Consider the following 22,443-nt stretch of genomic DNA (forward strand, 5'->3'; position numbering starts at 1 on the left):
CACTCTCCGTCCCATGCTGCAGAACATTCCTACCCACGTGATTGCCGGCCCGCTCGGTGCCGGCAAGACCAGTCTGATTCGTCAACTGCTGGCGCAGCGGCCCGCCGATGAGCGCTGGGCGGTACTGATCAACGAGTTTGGCCAGATCGGCCTGGATATGGCGCTGCTGGCCAGCGACGACGACGGTATTGCCTTGGGTGAAGTGGCCGGCGGTTGCCTGTGCTGCGTCAACGGCATGCCGTTCCAGGTTGGCCTGGGTCGCTTGCTGCGCAAGGCCAGGCCACAGCGGGTATTCATCGAACCGTCCGGGTTGGGTCATCCGCTGCAGTTGCTTGAGCAACTGCGTTTGCCGCCTTGGCAAGGCGTGTTGGCGGTACAACCGGCGGTACTGGTGCTGGATGCCGAGCAACTGGCTGCAGGTATTGCCCTGCCTGAAGCCCAGCAATCGACCCTGGCCAGCGCTGGATTGCTGGTGCTGAACAAGTCCGCCGGGTTGGATGCACAACAGCGCTTGTGGATAACTTCTCAGCTACCTGCTGCTCGCCTGTACTGGACCGATCATGGGCAATTGCCCTGGTCCGAAGTGCCTGTGGAAAGCTCTGCAGCGCCACTTTCCGCCGCTGTGGATAAGCTCGCGGCAGTCAATATTCCCGGGGTCGTCAGCAGCCTGTGGACAAATCCGCAGGAGCCTATTTGCAGTATTCAGCAGGCCGCAGAAGGTTGGAGTATAGGTTGGCGCTGGCACCCGGGTCAGGTGTTCGATCGTCCCCGTCTGGAGCGCTTTCTGCAGGGCCTGGACTGGCGTCGGGCCAAGGCAGTTATCCACAGTCTGGATGGCTGGCAGTCGATCAACGCCTTGGCAGGGCAGCCTGCATTGCGGTGGAGCAACAGTGAATGGCGCCGCGACTCGCGGCTGGAGCTGATCTTCGCCGAGCCGCAGGCCCCTGAAGCATTGCAGCAAGCCATGCTGGCCTGCCGCGTCTAGTTGCGCCAGCGGTTGTGGTCCTGGCGCCACTGGTTCATCTCGACGACGTTGTCGTGATGTTGTGGTGTCTTGATCTCGAACGGGTAGGGGGCCAGTTCGATTTGCATGGTGTGCGCGCCAAACTGGGTGACGGTACCGGGATGGCGCTGTTCGCCGGTCACGGTGAATTCGAAGTTGTACACCCGGGCCAGGCGCTTGCGGCCGTTGGCGTCGCGCACAAAACCGATGCGCTTGAGCGCGACATTGCCATCGAGCAGCTCCAGATCGAGTTTGGCGCAGTGCTGCTTGACCCGCTCCAGAGCCTTTTCACGCAAGCCGTGGTTATGCCACAACCAGGCGCCCGCCGTGGCCAGCAGCATCAGCACGAAGAGATTTCCCAGGGTCAACATTTACATATGCTCCAACGAGGTATGCCCAGCTTAACTGCCTCCCCGGTCTGTCGTACAGGTGGCATTTAGCGCCATACTGCGTGCCTTGTTTTTCATTCCTACGCTTTCGGAAGACCTGCATGAAACGTACACCGCATCTGCTCGCCATCCAGTCCCACGTGGTTTTCGGCCATGCCGGCAACAGCGCTGCGGTGTTTCCCATGCAACGGGTCGGGGTGAAGGTCTGGCCGCTCAATACCGTGCAGTTCTCCAACCATACTCAGTATGGCCAGTGGACCGGAGAAGTGCTTGCTCCAGCGCAAATTCCTGCACTGGTTGAGGGGATTGCGACGATCGGTGAGTTGGGCAACTGCGATGCGGTGCTGTCCGGCTACCTGGGCAGTGCCGAGCAGGGGCGGGCGATCCTTAGCGGTGTGGCCCGGATCAAGGCCGCCAACCCGCGCGCCTTGTACCTGTGCGACCCGGTGATGGGCCATCCGGAGAAGGGCTGTATCGTCCCGGCCGAGGTCAGCGAGTTCCTGGTGGAAGAAGCGCTGACCACCGCCGATGTGCTGTGCCCGAATCAGCTGGAGCTGGATAGCTTCTGCGGGCGCCGGGCCGAGTCGCTGCAAGACTGTGTCAGCATGGCCCGCAGCCTGTTGGTGCGAGGCCCGAAAGCTATCCTGGTAAAGCACCTGGCCTATCCCGGACGCAGTGTCGAAGACTTTGAAATGCTGCTGGTTACCGCCGACGGCAGCTGGCTTATCCGACGCCCGTTGCTGGCATTTGCCCGCCAGCCAGTGGGCGTGGGTGACCTGACGTCGGGCTTGTTCCTGGCGCGTTTGCTGCTGGGCGATGACTGGGTCGCGGCGTTTGAATTCACCGCCGCCGCAGTGCACGAAGTGCTGCTGGAAACCCAGGCCTGCGCCAGCTACGAGCTGGAACTGGTGCGTGCCCAGGACCGCATCGTGCACCCACGGCTGCGCTTTGCAGCGCAGCCTCTGGCCATTTAAAGGGCGTCGCCCTTGAGTTCCTGATAGCGCTTTTCCAGCTCCTGACGAATCAGCCGGCGCTGTTTGCCCTGCAGGAAACGGCGCTTTTCCTCGCTGGTTTCAGGCTGGCGGGGCGGCACCGCCACCGGCTTGCGGTCATCGTCAACGGCGACCATGGTGAAGAAGCAGCTGTTGCTGTGGCGCACCGAGCGTTCGCGAATGTTTTCGGTGACGACTTTGATGCCGACTTCCATCGAGGTGTTGCCGGTGTAGTTGACCGAGGCGAGGAAGGTCACCAGCTCGCCGACATGCACCGGTTCGCGAAAGACCACCTGGTCGACCGACAGGGTCACCACATAACGGCCGGCGTAACGGCTGGCGCAGGCATAGGCCACTTCATCGAGGTATTTGAGCAGGGTGCCGCCGTGGACGTTGCCAGAAAAGTTGGCCATGTCCGGGGTCATCAGGACGGTCATCGACAGCTGGGCGTTTCCAGGTTCCATAGTGTGCTCACGGTAAGGTTGCGCTGAGGCGGGGTGGCGATTGCTATTCACGCTTCTTTCCCCCAATACGATTCCCATCTAGTAAGACGGGACGCTGACAGCGGCCTTGCCGTCACGCTGTTTGTGCCATTTGCGGCGATGCTTTGGTCGATCTGTTTCTTCATATTGCACCGGCTTCTAGCGACAAGCGGCGGTGTTAACCTGAGGAAGCCCATGCAAGGTGGGCTTCCTACATTTAAATCGCTATGTATCCGTAACTCAATCAGACAATGCTTCGGGTGGATTGCGGCTTGTCTCTGGATACCAGGTAAGGAGTCCCACGCCGTGCATGCCATCAGCTTTATTCAGGATTTGGCAGTGATCATGCTGGTTGCCGGGGTGGTCACTATCCTGTTTCACCGCTTCAAGCAGCCCGTGGTGCTTGGCTACATCGTTGCCGGCTTTATCATCGGCCCGCACACGCCGCCGTTCGGCCTGATTCATGACGAAGACACGATCAAGACCCTGGCCGAGCTCGGGGTGATCTTCCTGATGTTTTGCCTGGGGCTGGAGTTCAGCCTGCGCAAACTGTTCAAGGTCGGGGCCACAGCGTTCATCGCAGCGTTCATGGAAATCGTGCTGATGATCTGGATCGGCTTCGAGATCGGCCGCTGGTTCGGCTGGAGCACCATGGACTCCCTGTTCCTCGGTGCGATCCTGGCGATCTCCTCGACCACTATCATTGTCAAGGCGCTCAACGACCTGAAGATGAAGAACGAGCGCTTTGCCCAGCTGATCTTCGGTGTGCTGATCGTCGAAGACATCCTTGGCATCGGCATCATCGCTCTGCTCTCGGGCATCGCCGTCAGTGGCACTGTGAGCTCCGGCGAGGTGTTTTCCACCGTTGGCAAGCTGTCGCTGTTCATGATCGTTGCGCTGGTCATCGGCATCCTCGTGGTGCCGCGCCTGTTGGCGTACGTGGCCCGTTTCGAAAGCAATGAGATGTTGCTGATCACCGTCCTGGGCCTGTGTTTCGGGTTCTGCCTGCTGGTGGTCAAGCTTGAGTACAGCATGGTTCTGGGTGCCTTCCTGATCGGTGCGATCATGGCGGAATCACGGCAATTGCTGAAAATCGAGCGCCTGATCGAGCCGGTTCGCGACCTGTTCAGTGCCATCTTCTTCGTTGCCATCGGCATGATGATCGACCCGTCGATCCTGCTCGAATACGCCTGGCCGATCGTGGTCATCACCATTGCCGTGGTGCTGGGCAAGATGTTGTCCTGCGGCATGGGCGCCTTTATCGCCGGTAACGACGGACGCACCTCGCTGCGGGTAGGGATGGGGCTGTCACAGATTGGCGAGTTCTCTTTCATCATCGCCGCGCTGGGCATCACCCTGCAGGTCACCAGCGACTTCCTCTACCCGGTGGCGGTAGCGGTATCGGCCATTACCACGCTGCTCACGCCCTACCTGATTCGCGCTGCCGACCCATTGTCGCTGAAGCTGGCCAAGGTCGTGCCGGGGCGTCTGGCGCGGGTGTTGTCGCTGTATGGCGAGTGGCTGCGCAGCATTCAACCCCATGGCGAAGGGGCGATGCTGGCCTCGATGATCCGGCGGATTCTGCTGCAAGTCGGGGTGAACCTGGCGCTGGTGGTGGCGATCTTCTTCAGCGGTGGTTATTTTGCCGCCCGCATTGGTGACTACCTGAGCGAGTGGGTCAGCGATATTGGCCAGCAGAAGGCCTTGATCTGGGGCGCGGCGCTGATGCTGTCGCTGCCGTTCCTGATCGCTGCGTACCGCAAGCTCAAGGCACTGTCGATGTTGCTGGCGGAGATGGGGGTCAAGCCGGAGATGGCCGGGCGGCATACCCAGCGGGTGCGACGGGTGATTGCCGAGGTGATTCCGCTGCTGTCGCTGCTGGTGATTTTCCTGCTGCTAGCGGCGCTGTCGGCCAGCATTCTGCCGACCAGCGAGCTGCTGTTGCTGATCGTGGTGGTCGCGGCGGTGGTGGTGGCAGTGCTGTGGCGCTGGTTCATCCGTGTGCACACACGCATGCAGATCGCCTTGCTGGAAACCCTGGAAAACAACCAGGAGAACCACCACTAAGAGGCGCTTCCTGCGCGGGGCGGTTCGAATGTCCGAGGGGATGGAGCGGTAGCGAAGCGCCACGCGCAGGAAGGCGTGGCGATTCTACGAACATTAATAGCCAAGAGCCATTACTTTGTGTGGTTATTTCTCATTCAGCTTTCCAGCCAGACGTCTCGGGCCCAGTGCCAGACCGATTCCCAGCTGTCTTCGGTAATGATCTCTTCTTCACCGGACCACAGCACCACGGTGCCATCTTCTTCGACGCAATAGTAGTCGTCGCCGTCCTGGCAGATCGGGATCAGGTCGCGCGGCACGCCGGCATCCCAGGCGTTGGCCGCCACGTCCGGCAAGTAGGTATGCGACTGCGGGTCGGTGACGGTGACCGGCTCGAGGCTACCGTAGACCACGTCGCTGACTGTCAGCAGGAACTCCTTGAACACGAACGGAATGTTGATAAACAACTCTTCTTCGATTTCGACCAGTTGGTCTTCGTCAGGCAACTCCAGCGGCACCGGTACCGGTTCATTGGCTTCTCGGAGCTGTTCGATGACTTCTTCCACGGTTCTATCCTCTAACCTTTACGACACGCTGCGCGTTATACCCTAGTAGCCCGCTGCGCTAAAAGCAAAACCCCGGGACAAGCCCGGGGTTTTTTTGTGCAATGCCTCAAGATCAGCCGTTCTGGCGGATCCCGGCAACCAGCCAAGGCTGGTTTTCACCTTGGGCGCGTTCCATGTTCCAGCTTTCGCTGAACGGTTCGCCCTGGTCAAAGCGCGAGGTTTTCGACACGCCGCTGAAGGTCAGGGTGGCGATGGTCTTGTCGGCGCGGTCGTCGACACCTTCGAGCTGCACGTTCAGGTCGTCAATGTAGGTGGACTGGAAGCCATCACCCAGATCAGCGCGCTCCTGCTTGAGGAACTGCAGCATCTGAGGGGTGACGAATTCGGCGATCTTGTCCATTTCATTGGCATCCCAGTGCTGCTGCAGCGACTGGAAGTGGTTGCGGGCAGCGGCCAGGAAGCTCTGCTCGTTGAACCAGGCCGGCGCGTTGATCACCGGGCGGGCAGCGGCGGCAGGCGCAGCGGAACCACCGAAGATCGACGGCTGAGCTGGCTGCTGGTGCACTTCGCGCTGGAATGGCGCGTGGCCGGCGGCGGCCATTTGCGGCTGCTGCTTGCGGCGACGGGCGGCGATGAAGCGGAACACCAGGAAGGCGATCAGCGCCATGATCAGGATGTCGAAGATCTGCATGCCCTGGAAGCCATCGCCCATGAACATGGAGGCCAGCAGGCCGCCGGCGGCGAGGCCGGCCAGAGGGCCAAGCCAGCGCGAAGCACCACTGGCGGCGGCAGGTGCGCGACCTGGCGCGGTTGGCGAGGCAGCCGGAGTCGTCGGGGCCGCCTGACGGGTCTGGTGGGTCGGCGCGGCGCCCGAACTCTTGCCGCCGCCGAAGCGTTTGGCGTTGGCGTCGAGACTCATCGTCAGGCCGATGCACAGCGCCAAAGCGATGCTAAGAAAACGTTGCATAGAAGGGTATTCCCGTTTTGTGGATTGCACGCGCGTCATGGTGCACAGGTTGTAGGACACATGACCAGCGCCATAATGTTTCCAGCTTTTGCCTGATTTGTCTGAATACGCTGTAAGACAAACTCTGTAGGAGCGGGCTTGCCCCGCGATTTGCGGCTTGCAAGTCGCATTGCATCGCGGGGCAAGCCCGCTCCTACAGGGCCTCGAGCTTGGCGTAACCAAGCATCAGCCACTTGCTGCCTTCGGCGAAATTGACCTGGACCCGGGCCTGGGCGCCGGAACCCTCGAAGTTGAGGATCACCCCTTCGCCGAACACCGCATGTTGCACACGCTGACCCAGGTTGAAGGCGGTCTGCGGAATGTTGGCGTTGGCAAACAGGCTGCTCGAGTTCTGCTGCTGGCCGGAGCTGAACGGACGGCTGACGCTGTTGGACAGGCGCACTTCCTGAACCAGGCCTGTCGGAATTTCGCGTACGAAGCGCGAGACCTTGTTGTAGGTCTCGCTGCCATACAGCCGGCGAGTCTCGGCATAGGTCATCACCAGTTGCTGCATGGCGCGGGTGATGCCGACATAGGCCAGGCGGCGTTCCTCTTCAAGGCGGCCGGGTTCTTCCAGGCTCATCTTGTGCGGGAACAGGCCTTCTTCCATGCCGACCAGGAATACGTGAGGGAATTCCAGGCCCTTGGCACTGTGCAGGGTCATCAACTGGATGCTGTCTTCGTGCTCGTCGGCCTGGGCGTCGCCGGCTTCCAGCGAGGCGTGGCCGAGGAAGGCCGCCAATGGCGACAGCTCGGCGTCTTCTTCGCTGTTTTCGAAGTTGCGCGCGGCGCTGACCAGTTCCTCAAGGTTTTCTACCCGGGCCTGGCCTTTTTCGCCTTTTTCTTCCTGGTGATAGACGATCAGCCCGGACTGCTCGATGACCGTCTGGGTCATCAGGTGCAGGGGCATTTCCATGACCTTGGCGGTGAGGTTTTCGATCATTTCCATGAACGCGCCCAGGGCGCTGGCAGCGCGGCCCTTGAGCGCCTTGTTGGCGATCAGCAGGCTCATCGATTCCCACATCGAGACCTGGGCGTGGCGCGCGTGCTCGCGAATCGCTTCGACGGTTTTCTCGCCGATGCCACGCGGTGGCACGTTGATTACCCGCTCAAGGGCGGCGTCGTTGCCGCGGCCTTCGAGCAGGCGCAGGTAGGCCATGGCGTTCTTGATCTCGGCACGCTCGAAGAAGCGCTGGCCGCCATAGATGCGGTAAGGAATACGTTCGCGCAGCAGTGCTTCTTCAAGCACCCGCGACTGGGCGTTGGAGCGATACAGGATGGCAATATCGCTGCGGGCCAGGCCGGTCTTGAGCGCGCTTTCGATGCTCTCGACCACGTAGCGGGCTTCGTCGTGCTCGTTGAAGGCGGCGTACAGGCTCAGCGGCTCGCCATCGCCACCGTCGGTCCACAGCTCTTTGCCCAGGCGCCCGCTGTTGTTGGCGATCAGGGCGTTGGCCGCCTTGAGGATACCGGCGGTGGAGCGGTAGTTCTGCTCCAGGCGGATCAGCTCGGCGTCAGGGAAGTCGGCAGTGTACTGATGGATGTTCTCGATCTTGGCGCCACGCCAGCCATAAATCGACTGGTCGTCGTCGCCGACCACCATCAGGCTGTCGCCGCCCCTGGCCAGCAGCCGCAGCCAGGCGTACTGCACGGCGTTGGTATCCTGGAATTCGTCGACCAGCACATGGCGGAAGCGCCGCTGGTAGTGCTCGAGCAGGCCTGGGTGGTCACGCCACAGGTCCAGGGCGCGCAGCAGCAGCTCGGAGAAGTCGATGACGCCGGCGCGCTGGCAGGCGGTCTCGTAGGCTTCATAGATGCTGCGCATGGTGCCCAGGAACAGGTCGCCACTGGCCTGGATGTGTTGCGGGCGCAGGCCTTCGTCTTTCTGCCCGTTGATGAACCATTGTGCCTGGCGCGCTGGCCAGCGTTGTTCATCCAGGCCCAGCTCGCGGATCACCCGCTTGACCAGGCGCTGCTGATCGTCGCTGTCGAGGATCTGGAAGTTCTGGTTCAGCCCTGCCTCTTGCCAGTGCGCGCGCAACAGGCGGTGCGCCAGGCCGTGGAAGGTGCCTACCCACATGCCGGCCGGGTTGATGCCCATCAGCTGTTCGATACGCTGGCGCATCTCGGCAGCGGCCTTGTTGGTGAAGGTCACCGACAGGATCGAGTGCGGCGAGGCCTGCACGACCTGGATCAACCAGGCGATGCGGTGCACCAGCACACGGGTCTTGCCGGAGCCGGCACCGGCCAGGACCAACTGACGACCGACCGGCGCAGCTACAGCCTGGCGTTGGGCGTCGTTGAGAGAGTTCAACAGGAGAGAGAGATCATCGCGCATCCGGCCATTTTAGGGGCGCAGACGACCCTTGGGCAAATATACAGTAGAAAAACTTGCCGCTGACGACTGGCTGGTCACCGGCTGCAGCCCAAGGCCTGCGTGCTTGAGCGCCTGCCGTCGGGAAACGCAATGAAATAATTATGATCCAGAGCAGTTTGGCCCGAGGGCTTGCTTGTGTATGCTCCGTGCACGTTTAAGGCTAACCATTACAAGAACACTGCCTATGACTCTCGGTTCCGACTCCATGAGCGCCCCTTCCGAAGCGCGCCGGAGTATTCGCAAGCACTTCGCAACCCAACTGGCTGTCGAGCGCACCCGCCTGCTGTACCAGGGCTCGTTGCTGCCGACCCTGTTCATGCTGCTCAATGGTCTGGTCTGTGCCTGGTTGCTGTGGAGCCCGGCACGCTACCTATTGGTCAGTGTATGGATTGTCTGGCTGACGGCGTTGGTGGCCATGCGGGTGATCCAGGTCGCCGCCTTCGATGCCGCCATGCCCGCTCGACAGGCCCAGCCAAGCTGGTGGCGAATGTTCTTGCTCGGTTCGGCCTTCAGTGGCCTGACCCTGGCCAGCGCGGCGATCGCCCTGGTGCCGGTGGATAACTTCGTCCAGCAGGCCTGGGTATTCGGCCTGCTGGGTGCGGCGACGCTATCGGCCAGCGTCGCTTATGCCGTCAGCCTGCCGGCCTTCCTTAGTTTTACCTTGCCGTGCCTGCTGCCGCCGATTGCCTTCCTGTTCTGCAATGGCGATGAGCAGCAGCGTGGCTGGGGCTGGCTTGGCCTGATTTTATTGCTCGCCTTGTCAGTGGTGGCCTGGCAGGTCAACCGGCTGATCGAGCGTGGGCTGTTGCGGCGCTTTCAGAATCAGGAGCTGATCGAGCACCTGCAAGCTGCACAAAACCGCAGCGAACGACTTAACCAGGCATTGGCCGAGGAGGTTCAGCAGCGGCGGCTGATCGAGGAGCAACTGCGCGAGGCGCAAGTGGGCCTGGAGTCGCGCGTCGCCCAACGCAGCCAGGAGCTGGACGCTGCCAACCAGGCCCTGAGCAAGAGCGAACAGCGTCTGGCCCTGGCCCTGGAGGCCAGCGAACTGGGGCTGTGGGACTGGAACCTGGAAACCGACGAGATCCACCATACCCAGTTACGCGAGTTGTTTGGCCTGGAGCCTGACCAGGTCCAGGAAATGCTCGCGCACCTCAAGCCACGCCTGCATCCCGATGACGTGCCGCTGCTCAAGCGCACCCTGGTCGAACACCTCAAGGGCCGCAGCGAGGATTACCGCATCGACTACCGGGTGCGTCACCGCCAGGGCCACTGGTGCTGGATCGAGGACCGAGGCCGGGCAGTGGAGCGCAGTGCCAGCGGGCGGGTGCTGCGCATGCTCGGCACCCGCCGGGATATCAGTGCGCAAAAAGCCCAGGAAGAACAGCAGCGCATGGCCGCCACCGTATTCGAAGCGGCCAGCGAAGGCATTGTGATTCTCGACCCTGATTATGTGTTGCTGGCGGTCAATCAGGCCTTCTGCCGGGTTACCGGCTACAACCGCGAAGAATTGCTTCAGGGCCGGTTACTGGAACTGCCCTGCAGTCGCGACGCCCGTCGCCACTCTCAGGCCATTGAGCTGGCGCTGGAGCAGCAGGGCAACTGGCAGGGGGAACTGGTCGAGGCGCGCAAGAACGGCGAGCTCTATCCTCAGTGGCTGCAGCTCAATGGCGTGCGCGATGCACGGGGCAACCTGACCAGCATCGTCGGCTTCTTTACCGACCTGTCGGCGCGCCGCGAGTCCGAGGAGCGCCTGCGGTACCTGGCTCACTACGACGAGCTGACGGGCCTGGCCAACCGCGCCCTGTTCCGCCTGCGCCTGTATGAGGCCGGCGAGCGCCTGCGCCAGAGCGGGCGCGGCCTGGCCTTGCTGCACATCGACCTGGACCGCTTCAAGCTGCTCAATGACAGCCTTGGCCACGAAGTTGCCGACCAGTTGCTCAAGCAGATGGCCCAGCGCATCAGCAATGCCATGCCCGAGGCCGACACGGTGGCGCGCTTGTCCGGCGACGAGTTTGCCGTGCTGTTCGATGCCTACAGCAACCTGTCGAGCCTGGTGCGTGTGGCCAGCCGCTTGCTGGACAAGCTACGTGTACCGCTGCGGGTCGATGGCCACGAGCTGGTGATCAGCGCCTCGGTAGGCATCAGCCTGCTGGCCGATACCTCGCGGGATGTCACGGTACTGGTCAGCCAGGCCAACACCGCCATGCAGCACGCCAAGCACCTGGGCGGCGACAATTTCCAGTTCTACACCGAGAGCCTGCAGGCCAGTACCCTGCAGCGCCTGCAGCTGGAAAACCACCTGCGCAAGGCCATCGAGGAGCGTCAGCTACAGGTGTACTACCAGCCCAAGCTGTGCCTGGCCACTGGCCGTCTGCATGCTGCCGAGGCGCTGGTGCGCTGGCAGCATCCGCAGTGGGGCATGGTACCGCCGTCGGACTTTATCGGCCTGGCCGAAGAAACCGGCCTGATTGCGCCGATGGGCGAATTCGTTTTGCGCCAGGCCTGTTGGCAGGCCTGCGAGTGGCAGCGCATGGGGCTTGCGCCGATCCGTGTGTCGGTGAACCTGTCGGTCTATCAGTTGCGCCACGGCAAGCTGGTCAGCCTGGTGCGCCAGGTGCTCGATGAAAGTGGCCTGGCGCCGCATCTGCTGGAGCTGGAACTGACCGAGAGCCAGTTGCTCGATAGCGTTGAGCACATCATCGCCACCTTCCGCCAGTTGCACGAACTGGGAGTGAAGCTGGCCATCGATGACTTTGGCACGGGCTACTCATCGCTCAGCTATCTCAAGCGCTTCCCGGTGGATTACGTGAAGATCGACCAGGCCTTTATCCGCGGCCTGAGCGAAGGCAGTGAAGATGCCGCGATCACCCGGGCAATCATCGTCATGGCCCAGAGCCTTGACCTTCAGGTGGTCGCGGAGGGCGTCGAGACCCATGAACAGCTGGAGTTTTTGCGCAAGCAAGGCTGCAATGAAGTGCAGGGCTACCTGATCAGCCGGCCGGTACCGGCGCAGGAGCTGGCCGAGCTACTGGCCAGTCACTACAGCTTCTAGAGGTGCCAGGCGCGGCCCTGGTGCGCCAGCAGGCTGTGGGCCTGATCCGGGCCGTTGGAGCCGGCGTGGTAGGGGCGCGGCGCCTGGAAGTGCTCCTGCCAGCCGGTGAGGATCGGGTCGATCCAGGCCCAGGCGGCCTCGACTTCGTCACGGCGCATGAACAGCGTCGAATCGCCTTCGAGCACATCCAGCAACAGGCGTTCATAGGCGTCCCAGCGACGGGTCTGGCCGAAGACCTGGGCCAGGTTGAGGTTCAGTTCCACCGGCTCCAGGCGCATGCCCTTGCCGGGGGTCTTGGTCATCATCTGCAGGCTGATACGCTCATCGGGTTGTAGCTGGATCAGCAACTGGTTGGCCTGGTCGCCCTCAAACAGGCGGTGCGGCACGGGTTTGAACTGGATGACGATCTGCGACGAGCGCTTGGCCAGGCGCTTGCCGGTGCGCAAATAGAACGGTACGCCGGCCCAGCGCCAGTTATTGATATGCGCTTCTACGGCGACGAACGTCTCGGTATCGCTGTCGTTGTCGACGTCTTTCTCGAAGTAGTAGGCCGGTACTTCCTGGCCGCCGATCTTGCCGGCGCTGTATTGGCCGCGCACGGTCTTGTCTTGTACATCCTGGCCGGTGATCGGTTGCAGGGCCTTGAGAATCTTTACTTTTTCGTCACGCACCGCCTCGGCCTCGAACTGTGCTGGCGGCTCCATGGCCACCAGGCAGAGCAGTTGCAGCAGGTGGTTTTGCAGCATGTCGCGGGTGGCACCGGCACGGTCGTAGTAGGCGCCGCGATTTTCTACACCGAGGGTTTCGCAGACGCTGATCTGCACATGATCGACCTGGTTGTTGCGCCATACCGGTTCGAGCAGGGCATTGGCAAAGCGCAGGGCCATGAGGTTCTGCACCGTTTCCTTGCCCAGGTAGTGGTCGATGCGAAACACCTGCGATTCAGCGAAAACGGCGCCAAAGGCTTCGTTGATTGCCGTGGCCGATTCCAGCGAGTGGCCAATGGGTTTTTCCAGCACGATACGCGCGTCGTGATCGGCCAGACCTGCGACTTTCAGGTGGTTGGCTATCGGCACGAACAGATTGGGTGCGGTGGCCAGGTAGTAGATCCGGGTCAGGCCGCCCGCTTCACCGAGAAAGCGCGCCAAGCGGACGAAATCGGCGCTTTGCGAGGCGTCCATGGGGAAGTAGTCCAGCCGTGCAGAGAAGCGCGCCCAGACATCCTCATCGAAGTCGGCGCGGGCAATCTGCGCCCGGCAGCGGCGTTCGGCGAGCTTGAGGAATTCATTGCGCGGCAGATTGCTGCGGGCCAGGGCAATGATGCGTACGGCCGGGTGCAGGCGAGCCTCGCGATACAGGTGGTAGAGCGCCGGAAGCAGTTTGTGCAGGGCCAGGTCACCGGTGCCGCCGAACACCATGATGTCGCAAGGGATAGTCAATACCACCACTCTCCTAGTTCGTTTAGCTGGGCGGGTCGCCGGTCATGTAGTATAACTACAAGAAAGCTACAACCCGGTCAGTCGATCATAACCGAGTCCTGCCCTTGAATCTGTTGCAACACATCGCCCAGTCGCGCCATCTGCTACGCAAATCGGAACTCAAGGTTGCCGATCACGTGCTGCTTGATCCTGCGGCCGTCATGCATAGCTCCATGGCCGACCTTGCCCACAGCGTTGGTATCAGCGAGCCGACTATCGTGCGCTTTTGCCGTGCGATCGGTTGTTCCGGCTTTCAGGACCTCAAGCTCAAGCTGGCCCAGAGCCTGGCGGCGGGGGCGAGTTTCGGCCAGTTCGCGATTCATGAGGACGACTCGGTTGCCGACTACAGCCTGAAGATCTTCGACACCACCTTGCATACGCTGATGGAGGTGCGCGAGCACCTCGACCCGCAGGCCTTGCAACGTGCGGTCACGGCCATGGCCCAGGCCCAGCGCGTCGAGTTCTATGGTTTTGGTGCCTCGGGTGCGGTGGCGGCCGATGCCCAGCACAAGTTCTTCCGCCTGTTGCTGACGGCGGCAGCATACTCCGACCCGCACATGCAGGCGATGTCGGCGGTTACCCTCAAGCCTGGCGATGTGGCGATCTGCATCTCCCAGTCGGGGCGTTCCAAGGACCTGCTGATCACCGCTAACCTGGTGCGCGAAAGCGGCGCCACGCTGATCACCCTGTGCCCGAGCCAGACGCCGCTTGCCGAGCTGTCGACCGTCAACCTGGCCATCGACGTGCACGAAGACACCGAGATCTACACCCCGCTGACCTCGCGTATCGCCCACCTGGTGGTGATCGACGTGCTGGCCATGGGCGTTGCCATGGCTCGCGGGCCGAGCCTGGTCAACCACCTCAAGAGCGTCAAGCGCAGCTTGCGCAGCCTGCGTTTATCGCCCAAGTCGATCAAGGCGATGGACGACTGAGACCTGTGGCGCTGGCCGCCAGGGTTTCATTGATTTGTCATTGGCTCGCCGCCAAATCGTAATGCCACGTCGTCAGGCTAAAGCTCCCGCACTCGAAAAGGGAGATATGCAATGGCTCGTGAATTCGATGGCTCGTACCAACCCAACGCCAAATCCCGCAAGCAGCAGGAAAAAGACCAGCGTCGCATGGAGTTTCGCCGCGCGATCGAAAGCTACTCCGAGCAGCGCCGCCTGCTGCAGGAAATCACCGACTACGCCGACCTGCAGACCCTCAGCGTGTGGCAGGTATCGGCGGCAGAATCCCCGAGAAACGCTCAACAAGCCCGCTGATCTGCGCACGTTCGCTACGAATGAACGCTAAAAAGGCCAGGGCCACCGGCGACTGCCGCTTGGCCTTGGACTGCACCACGCACCAACTGCGGTACAGTGGCAGCTCTTCGACCGGCAGCTCGCGCAGCACGCCAGTGGCCAGTTCCAGGTTCAGCGCGTGGCGGGTCAGCAGGGCGATGCCCAGGCCTGCGATCACGCATTCGCGCTGGGCATCGGCCGAGGCCACCTCCAGCGTCTGGGTGAAGTGCACACGCTTTTCCTTGAAGTACTCTTCGCAAGCCTTGCGCGTCCCCGAGCCCTGTTCGCGCACCAGCAGGGTGTGCGGCTCAAGGTCCTGCAGGCGCAGGCTGTCGAGCTTGCACAGTGGGTGATCGGGCGGCGCCACGGCTACAATCGGATTGTTCAGGAATGGCAGGAACTCCAGGCCCATGTCCTGAGGCACCATGGACATGATGATCAGGTCATCGCGGTTGTCCGAGAGGCGACGGATGGCCTGGGCCCGGTTCACCACCGTGAGGGTAAGATTGACCTCCGGGTGCAGGCGCTTGAAGGCGGCGAACAGGTGCGGAACGAAGTACTTGGCGCTGGACTCGACCGCCAGCTTCAGTTGCCCTTGCAGCGAGCCCTGCATGTCCGAGAGCTGCATGTCGAGGCTCTCCAGGCGCCCGAAGATGTCGCGGCTAGCGCGCTGCAGCGCTTCGGCGGCGTCGGTCAGGTAGAGCTTTTTGCCGACGTACTCGAACAGCGGCTGGCCGACCAGTTCTTCGAGTTGACGGATTTGTAGACTAACGGCGGGTTGCGTCAGGTTCATCTCCTCGGCCGCCCGGCTGTAGGAACGCAAATCACAGACCTCATTGAAGATCTGAAGTTGACGCAATGTCATACGCATCAATGACTTACGCATTTCTCTCAAGCCCCGGCAAAACCTTGTAACAGCACTATAAGCTTTTGCTTATGCACACCCTAATAAATATTGATTTTTGTTTATCCAGAGACAGCGCTAGGGTAAAGATGCGACTGGCCAGCGACGATTGGTCACGCGCCGACCGGCGTTGCCGGCTCGTTTGTTCTAGCGGCCTTGGGAATACTCCAGTGATAAAAAAGATCCTGATCGCCAACCGCGGTGAAATTGCTGTTCGAATCGTGCGTGCCTGCGCCGAGATGGGCATCCGTTCCGTGGCGATCTACTCCGACGCCGACCGCCATGCCTTGCACGTCAAACGTGCCGATGAGGCCCACAGCATTGGTGCCGAGCCCCTGGCCGGCTACCTGAACCCGCGCAAGCTGGTGAACCTGGCCGTGGAAACCGGTTGTGATGCGCTGCATCCCGGTTATGGTTTTCTGTCTGAGAACGCTGAACTTGCGGACATCTGCGCCGAACGTGGGATCAAATTCATCGGCCCTTCGGCAGAAGTCATTCGTCGCATGGGCGACAAGACCGAAGCCCGCCGCAGCATGATCAAGGCCGGTGTACCGGTCACCCCGGGCACCGAAGGCAACGTCGCCGACATCCACGAAGCGCTGCTTGAAGGCGACCGCATCGGTTATCCGGTGATGCTCAAGGCCACTTCCGGCGGTGGCGGCCGTGGTATTCGTCGCTGCAACAGTCGTGAAGAGCTGGAACAGGCTTTCCCGCGGGTGATCTCCGAAGCGACCAAGGCCTTTGGTTCTGCGGAAGTGTTCCTGGAAAAATGCATCGTCAACCCGAAACACATCGAGGCGCAAATCCTCGGCGACAGCTTCGGCAACGTCGTGCACCTGTTCGAGCGCGACTGCTCGATCCAGCGGCGTAACCAGAAACTCATCGAAATCGCCCCGAGCCCGCAACTGACCCCCGAACAGCGCGCGTACATCGGCGACCTGTCGGTACGCGCGGCCAAGGCCGTGGGTTATGAGAACGCCGGCACCGTGGAGTTCCTGCTCGCCGATGGCGAGGTGTACTTCATGGAGATGAACACCCGGGTGCAGGTGGAACACACCATCACCGAAGAAATCACCGGCATCGATATCGTTCGCGAGCAGATCCGCATTGCCTCCGGCCTGCCGCTCTCGGTCAAGCAGGAAGACATCCAGCACCGCGGCTTCGCCCTGCAGTTCCGGATCAATGCCGAAGACCCGAAAAACAACTTCCTGCCCAGCTTCGGCAAGATCACCCGTTACTACGCACCCGGCGGCCCGGGCGTGCGTACCGACACGGCGATCTACACCGGCTACACCATTCCACCGTTCTATGACTCGATGTGCCTGAAACTGGTGGTCTGGGCGCTGACCTGGGAAGAAGCCATGGACCGCGGCCTGCGGGCCCTGGACGACATGCGCGTACAAGGGGTGAAGACCACCGCCGCCTATTACCAGGAAATCCTGCGCAACCCGGAATTTCGCAGCGGTCAGTTCAATACCAGCTTCGTTGAAAGCCATCCGGAACTGACCAACTACTCGATCAAGCGCAAACCCGAAGAGCTGGCCCTGGCCATCGCTGCCGCCATTGCCGCCCACGCAGGCCTGTGAGGAACCCATAATGTCCAAGAAAATCTTTGTAACCGACACAATCCTGCGCGACGCCCACCAGTCCCTGCTGGCCACCCGCATGCGTACCGAAGACATGCTGCCGATCTGCGACAAGCTCGACAAAGTCGGCTACTGGTCGCTGGAAGTCTGGGGCGGGGCGACCTTCGATGCCTGCGTGCGCTTCCTCAAGGAAGACCCGTGGGAGCGCCTGCGCAAGCTGCGCGCGGCATTGCCCAACACCCGCCTGCAGATGCTTCTGCGTGGGCAGAACCTGCTGGGCTACCGCCACTACAGCGACGACGTGGTCAAAGCCTTCGTCGCCAAGGCAGCGGTCAACGGCATCGACGTGTTCCGCATCTTCGACGCCATGAACGACGTGCGTAACCTGCGCGTCGCCATCGAAGCGGTCAAGGCCGCCGGCAAACATGCCCAGGGCACCATCGCCTACACCACCAGCCCCGTGCACACCATCGAAGCCTTCGTCGCCCAGGCCAAGCAGATGGAAGCCATGGGTTGCGACTCGGTAGCAATCAAGGACATGGCCGGCCTGCTGACCCCGTACGCCACCGGCGAGCTGGTCAAGGCACTGAAGGCCGAGCAATCGCTGCCGGTGTTCGTCCATTCCCACGACACCGCCGGCTTGGCCGCCATGTGCCAGCTCAAAGCTATCGAGAACGGCGCCGATCATATCGACACCGCCATCTCCAGCTTTGCCTGGGGCACCAGCCACCCGGGCACCGAGTCGATGGTCGCGGCCCTCAAGGGCAGCGAATTCGACACTGGCCTGAGCCTGGAACTGCTGCAGGAAATCGGCCTGTACTTCTATGCCGTGCGCAAGAAATACCACCAGTTCGAAAGCGAGTTCACCGCTGTCGATACCCGCGTGCAAGTCAATCAGGTACCGGGCGGGATGATTTCCAACCTGGCCAACCAGCTCAAGGAGCAGGGCGCGCTCAACCGCATGAACGAAGTGCTGGCGGAGATCCCGCGGGTGCGTGAAGACCTCGGCTTTCCGCCGCTGGTGACCCCGACCTCGCAGATCGTCGGCACCCAGGCGTTCTTCAACGTACTTGCTGGCGAGCGCTACAAGACCATCACCAACGAGGTGAAACTGTACCTGCAGGGCGGCTACGGCAAGGCCCCGGGTGTGGTCGACGAACAACTGCGGCGCCAGGCCATCGGTAGCGAAGAAGTCATCGATGTGCGTCCGGCCGACCTGCTCAAGCCAGAAATGACCAAGCTGCGCAACGACATTGGCGCCCTGGCCAAGTCGGAAGAAGACGTGCTGACCTACGCCATGTTCCCGGACATCGGGCGCAAGTTCCTCGAAGAGCGTGAGGCCGGCACCCTGACCCCTGAAGTGCTGCTGCCGATTCCGGAAGCCGGTGCCGTGGCTTCGGCCGGTGGCGAAGGCGTACCGACCGAGTTCGTCATTGATGTGCACGGTGAAACCTACCGGGTGGATATCACCGGTGTTGGCGTCAAGGCCGAAGGCAAGCGCCACTTCTACCTGTCCATCGACGGCATGCCTGAAGAAGTGGTGTTCGAGCCGCTCAACGAGTTCGTCGGCGGCGGCGGCAGCAAGCGCAAACAGGCCAGCGCACCGGGCCATGTCAGTACCACCATGCCGGGCAACATCGTTGATGTGCTGGTCAAGGAAGGCGACATGGTCAAGGCCGGCCAGCCAGTGCTGATTACCGAGGCAATGAAGATGGAGACCGAAGTGCAGGCGGCAATTGCCGGCAAGGTCACCGCCATTCACGTGGCCAAGGGCGACCGGGTCAACCCGGGCGAGATCCTGATCGAGATCGAGGGCTGATTTTCAGGCCCTCATCTACAAGCGGTTAACCTCTGGGGGGCGTATGCTCCCCTTTTTTTTTTGCATGCACCTACCGACACGCTTGCAGTGTCCGCACCTGCCCTTCAGGGCGCTGGTTATCTTCCGCCAACCAGCGCTCAAACCCCGCCGCAATCGCCGGCCATTCATCATCGGTAATCGAGAACCACGCCGTGTCGCGGTTACGGTCCTTGATCACCATATGCTTGCGAAACACCCCTTCGAAGGTGAAGCCAAAGCGCAGTGCAGCGCGCTTGGAGCGGGCGTTGTCGTTGTTGCACTTCCATTCCAGGCGGCGGTTGCCCAGCGCGAATGCGAGCTTGCCGAGCAGGTAGATGGCTTCGGTACCCTTGGGCGTGCGTTGCATGGCGGCGCCGAAGGCGATGTGGCCAATTTCGATGCGGCCCTGTTCGGGCACGATCGACATCAAGCTGAGGATGCCCTGGGTCTGGCCGCTGGCCAGGTCAATGACGCTGTAGAACAGCGGGTCGCTGCTGGCGGCGTTGATGTCGAGCCAGTGATCGAAATCCTCGCGTTCGCTGAACGGACCGTAGGCCAGGTAATCCCACAGTTTGTTATCGGCCTGGGGGCCCTGGAACACTTCCCAGAGGTCTTCGGTGTCGCGCTTGGGGTCGAGTTTTTCCAGGCGTACGAAGCGCCCGGTCAATGTCGAAGGTTGCGGGCGCTTGGCCGGATACCAGTGCAATGGACTGCTCATGGGGGGCTCCTCTGGCTTACAGCGGTTTGCGGAACTGAATGAAGCCGGGCCGCTCGGCGACTTGCTCGTACAGGCTGATAGCCGTGGCATTGGTTTCGTGGGTCAGCCAGTGCACCTTGGCGCAACCTGCCGCCTTTGCCGTAGCGTAGACATATTCGATCAATTGGCGGCCGATACCCAGGCCACGCTGCTCACTTTGCACGTACAGGTCCTGCAGGTAGCAGGCATTCTCGATGCTCCAGTTGGAGCGGTGATAGATCCAGTGGACCATGCCCAGCGCCTTGCCGTCGACCCAGGCCAGCGCGGCATTGGTTGGCTCGCTGGGGTCGAGCATACGCTCCCAGGCCACGGCGCTGACCTCGTCGGCGATGCGGGTTTGGTAAAAGCGCTGATAAGCCTGCCACAGCGGCAGCCAGGCACTGTGATCGGCGGCAGTGACGGGGCGGATGGTTATGCTAGCCATAGGCATGCTCCTTCAAGGTTGGCCCATCAGGGCGGCCAGTTGGTTGTCCAGGGGATCGGTGCTGTTGGCCAGGCCTTTGCGCACGCCTTCGATATCGATGGCCGAACGGTTCTGGCTAAGTTTGCGTGTGCCTTGCAGGCGCTCGATGGGCAGGGCGAAGCCGACGATCGCCTTGAGCATGCCGGCCATGTAGTCGGCCGGCGCTTCTTCCACCGACCAGGGCTTGGCCTGGCTTTGTTCATGCTGATCACTCAGGCGCCTGACGATAGCCAGCAGGCGCTCGGCGTCGTGATACACCTCGGCCTTGCCCCAGGCGTGCACCGTCACGTAGTTCCAGGTCGGTACCGTGCGCGGGTCGTCGATCTTGCTGGGGTAGTAACCCGCGCTGACATACGCATCCGGTCCGGCAAACACCACCAGCGCCTCGGCGCCGTTGGCCAGCTCCTGCCATTGCTTGTTGGCCCGGGCGAAGTGGCCGTACAGGGTGCCGTTGCTGCCCTGGCTGCGATCCAGTAACAGGGGGAGGTGGCTGGCCTGCAGACCCTGCTCGCCGTGGGTGACCAGCACGGCGAGGCGCGTTTGTTCGATCTGCTGATGCAGGCGGTCGAGATCGGTTTCCTTGTGGCTCGAAGGTGTGAACATATGGATTGTCCTTGGCGAATGGCTCAATCCTAGGCAGGCTATTGGACTAAGGTAAGAGCCATTTCAAGATAATTTCATAGGTCCAATGTCATGAGCGAGCGTCCTTTCACTTTGCCGTTCGACCCGACGGGCATCGTCCTTGATCGCCGTCAGGGCCTTAGCCGCCAGCTCTACCACGCCCTGCGCCTGCGGGTGCTGGACGGTCGCTTGAGCAGCGGCACGCGCTTGCCGGCGACCCGCGACATGGCGCAGGTGCTAGCGCTGTCGCGCAACAGCGTAGTGCGCGCCTATGACCAGCTGTATGCCGAAGGCTATATCGAAAGCCGGGTGGGCGATGGCACCTATGTCAGCCACCTGCCAAAACTATCCACAAAAGTATCCACAGGGTTATCCCTGGGTTTTTCCACAGGGTTATCCACAAAAACAACGGAAAATACTGAGGATTCATCCAGTAAAGTTATCCACAGTGGTCCAATGCACCGTCTGCAAAACAACCATCTACCGGCGCCTAAAAGCGGTCCGCCGCGGGCTTTTCGTGTCGGTTTGCCGGCGTTCGACCTGTTCCCGTTCGACGTCTGGGCCAAGCTTCAGGCGGGTTTCTGGCGTAATCCCGATCCTGCTGCGCTGGGTTATGGCGACCCGGCTGGCGAGCCGCAACTTCGCGAGCTGATCGCGACCTATTTGCGTCGATCTCGTGGGCTTTCGTGTGCGGCTGAACAAATTGTGATCACCAGTGGCGCGCAGCAGGCGATTAGTCTTTGTGCACAGCTGTTGCTGGAGCCTGGCGAAGTAGTGGCTGTGGAAAACCCCGGCTACCGCGCCGCTGGCAACGCCTTCGCATTGACCGGGGCAACGGTGCAAGGAGTGGCGGTGGACCATGAAGGGCTCGACTGCGCAGCGCTCAATGCCGTGGAGCATTGCCGCCTCAGCTACGTGACGCCGTCTCACCAGTACCCGACCGGCGTCACCATGAGCCTGGCCCGGCGCCTGGAACTGCTGGCCTGGGCCGAGCGCAAGGACGGCTGGATCATTGAAGACGACTACGATGGCGAGTACCGCTACAGCGGCGACCCGCTGGCGCCTTTGGCGGCACTGGATCGTAGCGGGCGGGTGTTGTATGTCGGCACCTTCGGCAAAATCGCCTTTCCGGCGCTACGCCTGGGCTACCTGGTGCTGCCAAAGCAGCTGGTACAAGCCTTTTCTCGCTGTCGGGCGCTGGCCGTGCGGCACTCGGAGGTGGGTACTCAGGCGGTGATGGCGCAGTTCATGGCCCAGGGGCATTTTCAGCGGCATATCCGGCGCATGCGCAGGGCCGCGCTGAGTCGACGCAATGCGTTAAAGGCTGGGTGGCCCATGGACGTTCCCGGCGTTGGCGCCATGCCGGACGTCGCGGCAGGATTGCACGTGAAAGTCGATATCGACAGCTATGCCCGCGAACAGGAGTTGATCGCCCGTGCTGAAGCGGTAGGCGTTGAGCTCAATGCCCTGAGCGATTACTGGCTGCCAGACTCGACGGTCCCTATGGATGAGCGTGCGGGGCTGGTACTGGGCTTCGCCGCCGTGGGCGAAGCCGCTATTGCCGATGCCCTGGCCCGCTTGCGGCGGGCCTGGCGTCAGTGACG

Annotated in this window: 19 protein-coding genes; 9 read left to right on the top strand and 10 right to left on the bottom strand. The window is 61.8% G+C overall.

The genetic code is table 11. The features are described from left to right. Positions 1-13 precede the first annotated feature (13 nt). Positions 14-985 carry a GTP-binding protein gene (locus NLX68_RS00790; protein WP_254282183.1) on the top strand — a complete coding sequence of 324 codons (972 nt, stop codon included), beginning with the start codon at positions 14-16 and terminating at the stop codon, positions 983-985. Here NLX68_RS00790 and NLX68_RS00795 read toward each other — a convergent pair. After that, a complete protein-coding gene (locus tag NLX68_RS00795) occupies positions 982-1,374 on the bottom strand; it encodes a DUF3301 domain-containing protein (protein WP_010222780.1) in 393 nt (130 codons plus the stop codon). The two genes, NLX68_RS00790 and NLX68_RS00795, sit on opposite strands and share 4 nt — an antisense overlap. A gap of 119 nt (positions 1,375-1,493) precedes the next feature. Between NLX68_RS00795 and pdxY the strand changes: the two genes are divergently transcribed. Beyond that, positions 1,494-2,366: a pyridoxal kinase PdxY gene (gene pdxY, locus NLX68_RS00800; protein WP_254282185.1), complete on the top strand. Its 873-nt coding sequence runs from the start codon at positions 1,494-1,496 to the stop codon at positions 2,364-2,366. Here pdxY and NLX68_RS00805 read toward each other — a convergent pair. After that, the gene (locus tag NLX68_RS00805; RefSeq protein WP_010222782.1) at positions 2,363-2,848 is read right to left on the bottom strand and encodes an acyl-CoA thioesterase; all 486 of its coding nucleotides are present in this window, start codon (positions 2,846-2,848) and stop codon (positions 2,363-2,365) included. The two genes, pdxY and NLX68_RS00805, sit on opposite strands and share 4 nt — an antisense overlap. Before the next feature lie 324 nt (positions 2,849-3,172). Here NLX68_RS00805 and NLX68_RS00810 point away from each other — a divergent pair, with 324 nt between their 5' ends. Continuing rightward, the gene (locus tag NLX68_RS00810; protein WP_254282187.1) at positions 3,173-4,933 is read left to right on the top strand and encodes a cation:proton antiporter; all 1,761 of its coding nucleotides are present in this window, start codon (positions 3,173-3,175) and stop codon (positions 4,931-4,933) included. Positions 4,934-5,067: 134 nt separating this feature from the next. Here NLX68_RS00810 and NLX68_RS00815 read toward each other — a convergent pair whose 3' ends face one another. The 3 genes from NLX68_RS00815 to uvrD form a co-directional block, all read right to left on the bottom strand. After that, positions 5,068-5,475 carry an SMI1/KNR4 family protein gene (locus NLX68_RS00815; RefSeq protein WP_254282189.1) on the bottom strand — a complete coding sequence of 136 codons (408 nt, stop codon included), beginning with the start codon at positions 5,473-5,475 and terminating at the stop codon, positions 5,068-5,070. Positions 5,476-5,587: 112 nt separating this feature from the next. Further along, positions 5,588-6,442, bottom strand: coding sequence for a TIM44-like domain-containing protein (locus NLX68_RS00820; protein ID WP_010222785.1), 855 nt, complete (start codon positions 6,440-6,442; stop codon positions 5,588-5,590). Positions 6,443-6,635: 193 nt separating this feature from the next. Beyond that, positions 6,636-8,819 (bottom strand): DNA helicase II, encoded by a 2,184-nt coding sequence (gene uvrD / locus NLX68_RS00825; protein WP_254282191.1) that lies wholly within the window; start codon positions 8,817-8,819, stop codon positions 6,636-6,638. Positions 8,820-9,042: 223 nt separating this feature from the next. On the opposite strand from uvrD, the gene NLX68_RS00830 reads away from it, so the two are divergent. Further along, positions 9,043-11,913, top strand: a complete 2,871-nt coding sequence (locus tag NLX68_RS00830; protein WP_254282193.1) for an EAL domain-containing protein — start codon at positions 9,043-9,045, stop codon at positions 11,911-11,913. Here NLX68_RS00830 and zwf read toward each other — a convergent pair. After that, complete coding sequence (zwf, locus tag NLX68_RS00835) at positions 11,910-13,352, bottom strand: glucose-6-phosphate dehydrogenase (protein WP_115084618.1); 1,443 nt, start codon at positions 13,350-13,352, stop codon at positions 11,910-11,912. The genes NLX68_RS00830 and zwf overlap by 4 nt on opposite strands. A 104-nt stretch (positions 13,353-13,456) precedes the next feature. Here zwf and hexR point away from each other — a divergent pair, with 104 nt between their 5' ends. Further along, positions 13,457-14,323, top strand: a complete 867-nt coding sequence (hexR, locus tag NLX68_RS00840; RefSeq protein ID WP_010222789.1) for a transcriptional regulator HexR — start codon at positions 13,457-13,459, stop codon at positions 14,321-14,323. Positions 14,324-14,434: 111 nt separating this feature from the next. Further along, positions 14,435-14,653 carry a PA3496 family putative envelope integrity protein gene (locus tag NLX68_RS00845; protein ID WP_026001293.1) on the top strand — a complete coding sequence of 73 codons (219 nt, stop codon included), beginning with the start codon at positions 14,435-14,437 and terminating at the stop codon, positions 14,651-14,653. Here the strand turns inward: NLX68_RS00845 and NLX68_RS00850 are convergent. Next, positions 14,595-15,542 carry a LysR family transcriptional regulator gene (locus tag NLX68_RS00850; protein ID WP_162471128.1) on the bottom strand — a complete coding sequence of 316 codons (948 nt, stop codon included), beginning with the start codon at positions 15,540-15,542 and terminating at the stop codon, positions 14,595-14,597. The genes NLX68_RS00845 and NLX68_RS00850 overlap by 59 nt on opposite strands. A gap of 203 nt (positions 15,543-15,745) precedes the next feature. Between NLX68_RS00850 and NLX68_RS00855 the strand changes: the two genes are divergently transcribed. Continuing rightward, complete coding sequence (locus NLX68_RS00855; RefSeq protein WP_010222792.1) at positions 15,746-17,161, top strand: acetyl-CoA carboxylase biotin carboxylase subunit; 1,416 nt, start codon at positions 15,746-15,748, stop codon at positions 17,159-17,161. A 10-nt stretch (positions 17,162-17,171) separates the two neighbouring features. Then, on the top strand, positions 17,172-18,980 hold the full coding sequence (gene oadA / locus NLX68_RS00860) for a sodium-extruding oxaloacetate decarboxylase subunit alpha (RefSeq protein WP_254282195.1): 1,809 nt from the start codon (positions 17,172-17,174) through the stop codon (positions 18,978-18,980). 70 nt (positions 18,981-19,050) lie between these two features. On the opposite strand, the gene NLX68_RS00865 is transcribed toward oadA, so the two are convergent. The 3 genes from NLX68_RS00865 to NLX68_RS00875 are packed head-to-tail and all read right to left on the bottom strand — an operon-like array spanning position 19,051 to position 20,821. Next, a complete protein-coding gene (locus NLX68_RS00865; protein WP_254282197.1) occupies positions 19,051-19,716 on the bottom strand; it encodes a GNAT family N-acetyltransferase in 666 nt (221 codons plus the stop codon). Between the two features lie 16 nt (positions 19,717-19,732). Continuing rightward, complete coding sequence (locus NLX68_RS00870) at positions 19,733-20,179, bottom strand: GNAT family N-acetyltransferase (RefSeq protein ID WP_254282199.1); 447 nt, start codon at positions 20,177-20,179, stop codon at positions 19,733-19,735. A gap of 12 nt (positions 20,180-20,191) precedes the next feature. Further along, on the bottom strand, positions 20,192-20,821 hold the full coding sequence (locus NLX68_RS00875; protein ID WP_254282201.1) for an FMN-binding negative transcriptional regulator: 630 nt from the start codon (positions 20,819-20,821) through the stop codon (positions 20,192-20,194). A 90-nt stretch (positions 20,822-20,911) separates the two neighbouring features. Between NLX68_RS00875 and NLX68_RS00880 the strand changes: the two genes are divergently transcribed. Then, the gene (locus tag NLX68_RS00880; protein ID WP_254282202.1) at positions 20,912-22,441 is read left to right on the top strand and encodes a PLP-dependent aminotransferase family protein; all 1,530 of its coding nucleotides are present in this window, start codon (positions 20,912-20,914) and stop codon (positions 22,439-22,441) included. Positions 22,442-22,443: the final 2 nt, after the last annotated feature.

Origin of the sequence: Pseudomonas sp. SBB6, from assembly GCF_024213215.1 — a bacterium.
GTDB lineage: Bacteria > Pseudomonadota > Gammaproteobacteria > Pseudomonadales > Pseudomonadaceae > Aquipseudomonas > Aquipseudomonas donghuensis.

Coding starts and splice junctions, on each gene's coding strand:
- NLX68_RS00830 (WP_254282193.1), top strand. CDS start 9,043: ATGACTCTCGGTTCCGACTCCATGAGCGCCCCTTCCGAAGCGCGCCGG.
- NLX68_RS00805 (WP_010222782.1), bottom strand. CDS start 2,848: ATGGAACCTGGAAACGCCCAGCTGTCGATGACCGTCCTGATGACCCCG.
- NLX68_RS00880 (WP_254282202.1), top strand. CDS start 20,912: ATGAGCGAGCGTCCTTTCACTTTGCCGTTCGACCCGACGGGCATCGTC.
- NLX68_RS00845 (WP_026001293.1), top strand. CDS start 14,435: ATGGCTCGTGAATTCGATGGCTCGTACCAACCCAACGCCAAATCCCGC.
- pdxY (WP_254282185.1), top strand. CDS start 1,494: ATGAAACGTACACCGCATCTGCTCGCCATCCAGTCCCACGTGGTTTTC.
- NLX68_RS00850 (WP_162471128.1), bottom strand. CDS start 15,542: ATGCGTATGACATTGCGTCAACTTCAGATCTTCAATGAGGTCTGTGAT.
- NLX68_RS00870 (WP_254282199.1), bottom strand. CDS start 20,179: ATGGCTAGCATAACCATCCGCCCCGTCACTGCCGCCGATCACAGTGCC.
- NLX68_RS00865 (WP_254282197.1), bottom strand. CDS start 19,716: ATGAGCAGTCCATTGCACTGGTATCCGGCCAAGCGCCCGCAACCTTCG.
- NLX68_RS00820 (WP_010222785.1), bottom strand. CDS start 6,442: ATGCAACGTTTTCTTAGCATCGCTTTGGCGCTGTGCATCGGCCTGACG.
- NLX68_RS00795 (WP_010222780.1), bottom strand. CDS start 1,374: ATGTTGACCCTGGGAAATCTCTTCGTGCTGATGCTGCTGGCCACGGCG.
- oadA (WP_254282195.1), top strand. CDS start 17,172: ATGTCCAAGAAAATCTTTGTAACCGACACAATCCTGCGCGACGCCCAC.
- uvrD (WP_254282191.1), bottom strand. CDS start 8,819: ATGCGCGATGATCTCTCTCTCCTGTTGAACTCTCTCAACGACGCCCAA.
- NLX68_RS00790 (WP_254282183.1), top strand. CDS start 14: ATGCTGCAGAACATTCCTACCCACGTGATTGCCGGCCCGCTCGGTGCC.
- NLX68_RS00875 (WP_254282201.1), bottom strand. CDS start 20,821: ATGTTCACACCTTCGAGCCACAAGGAAACCGATCTCGACCGCCTGCAT.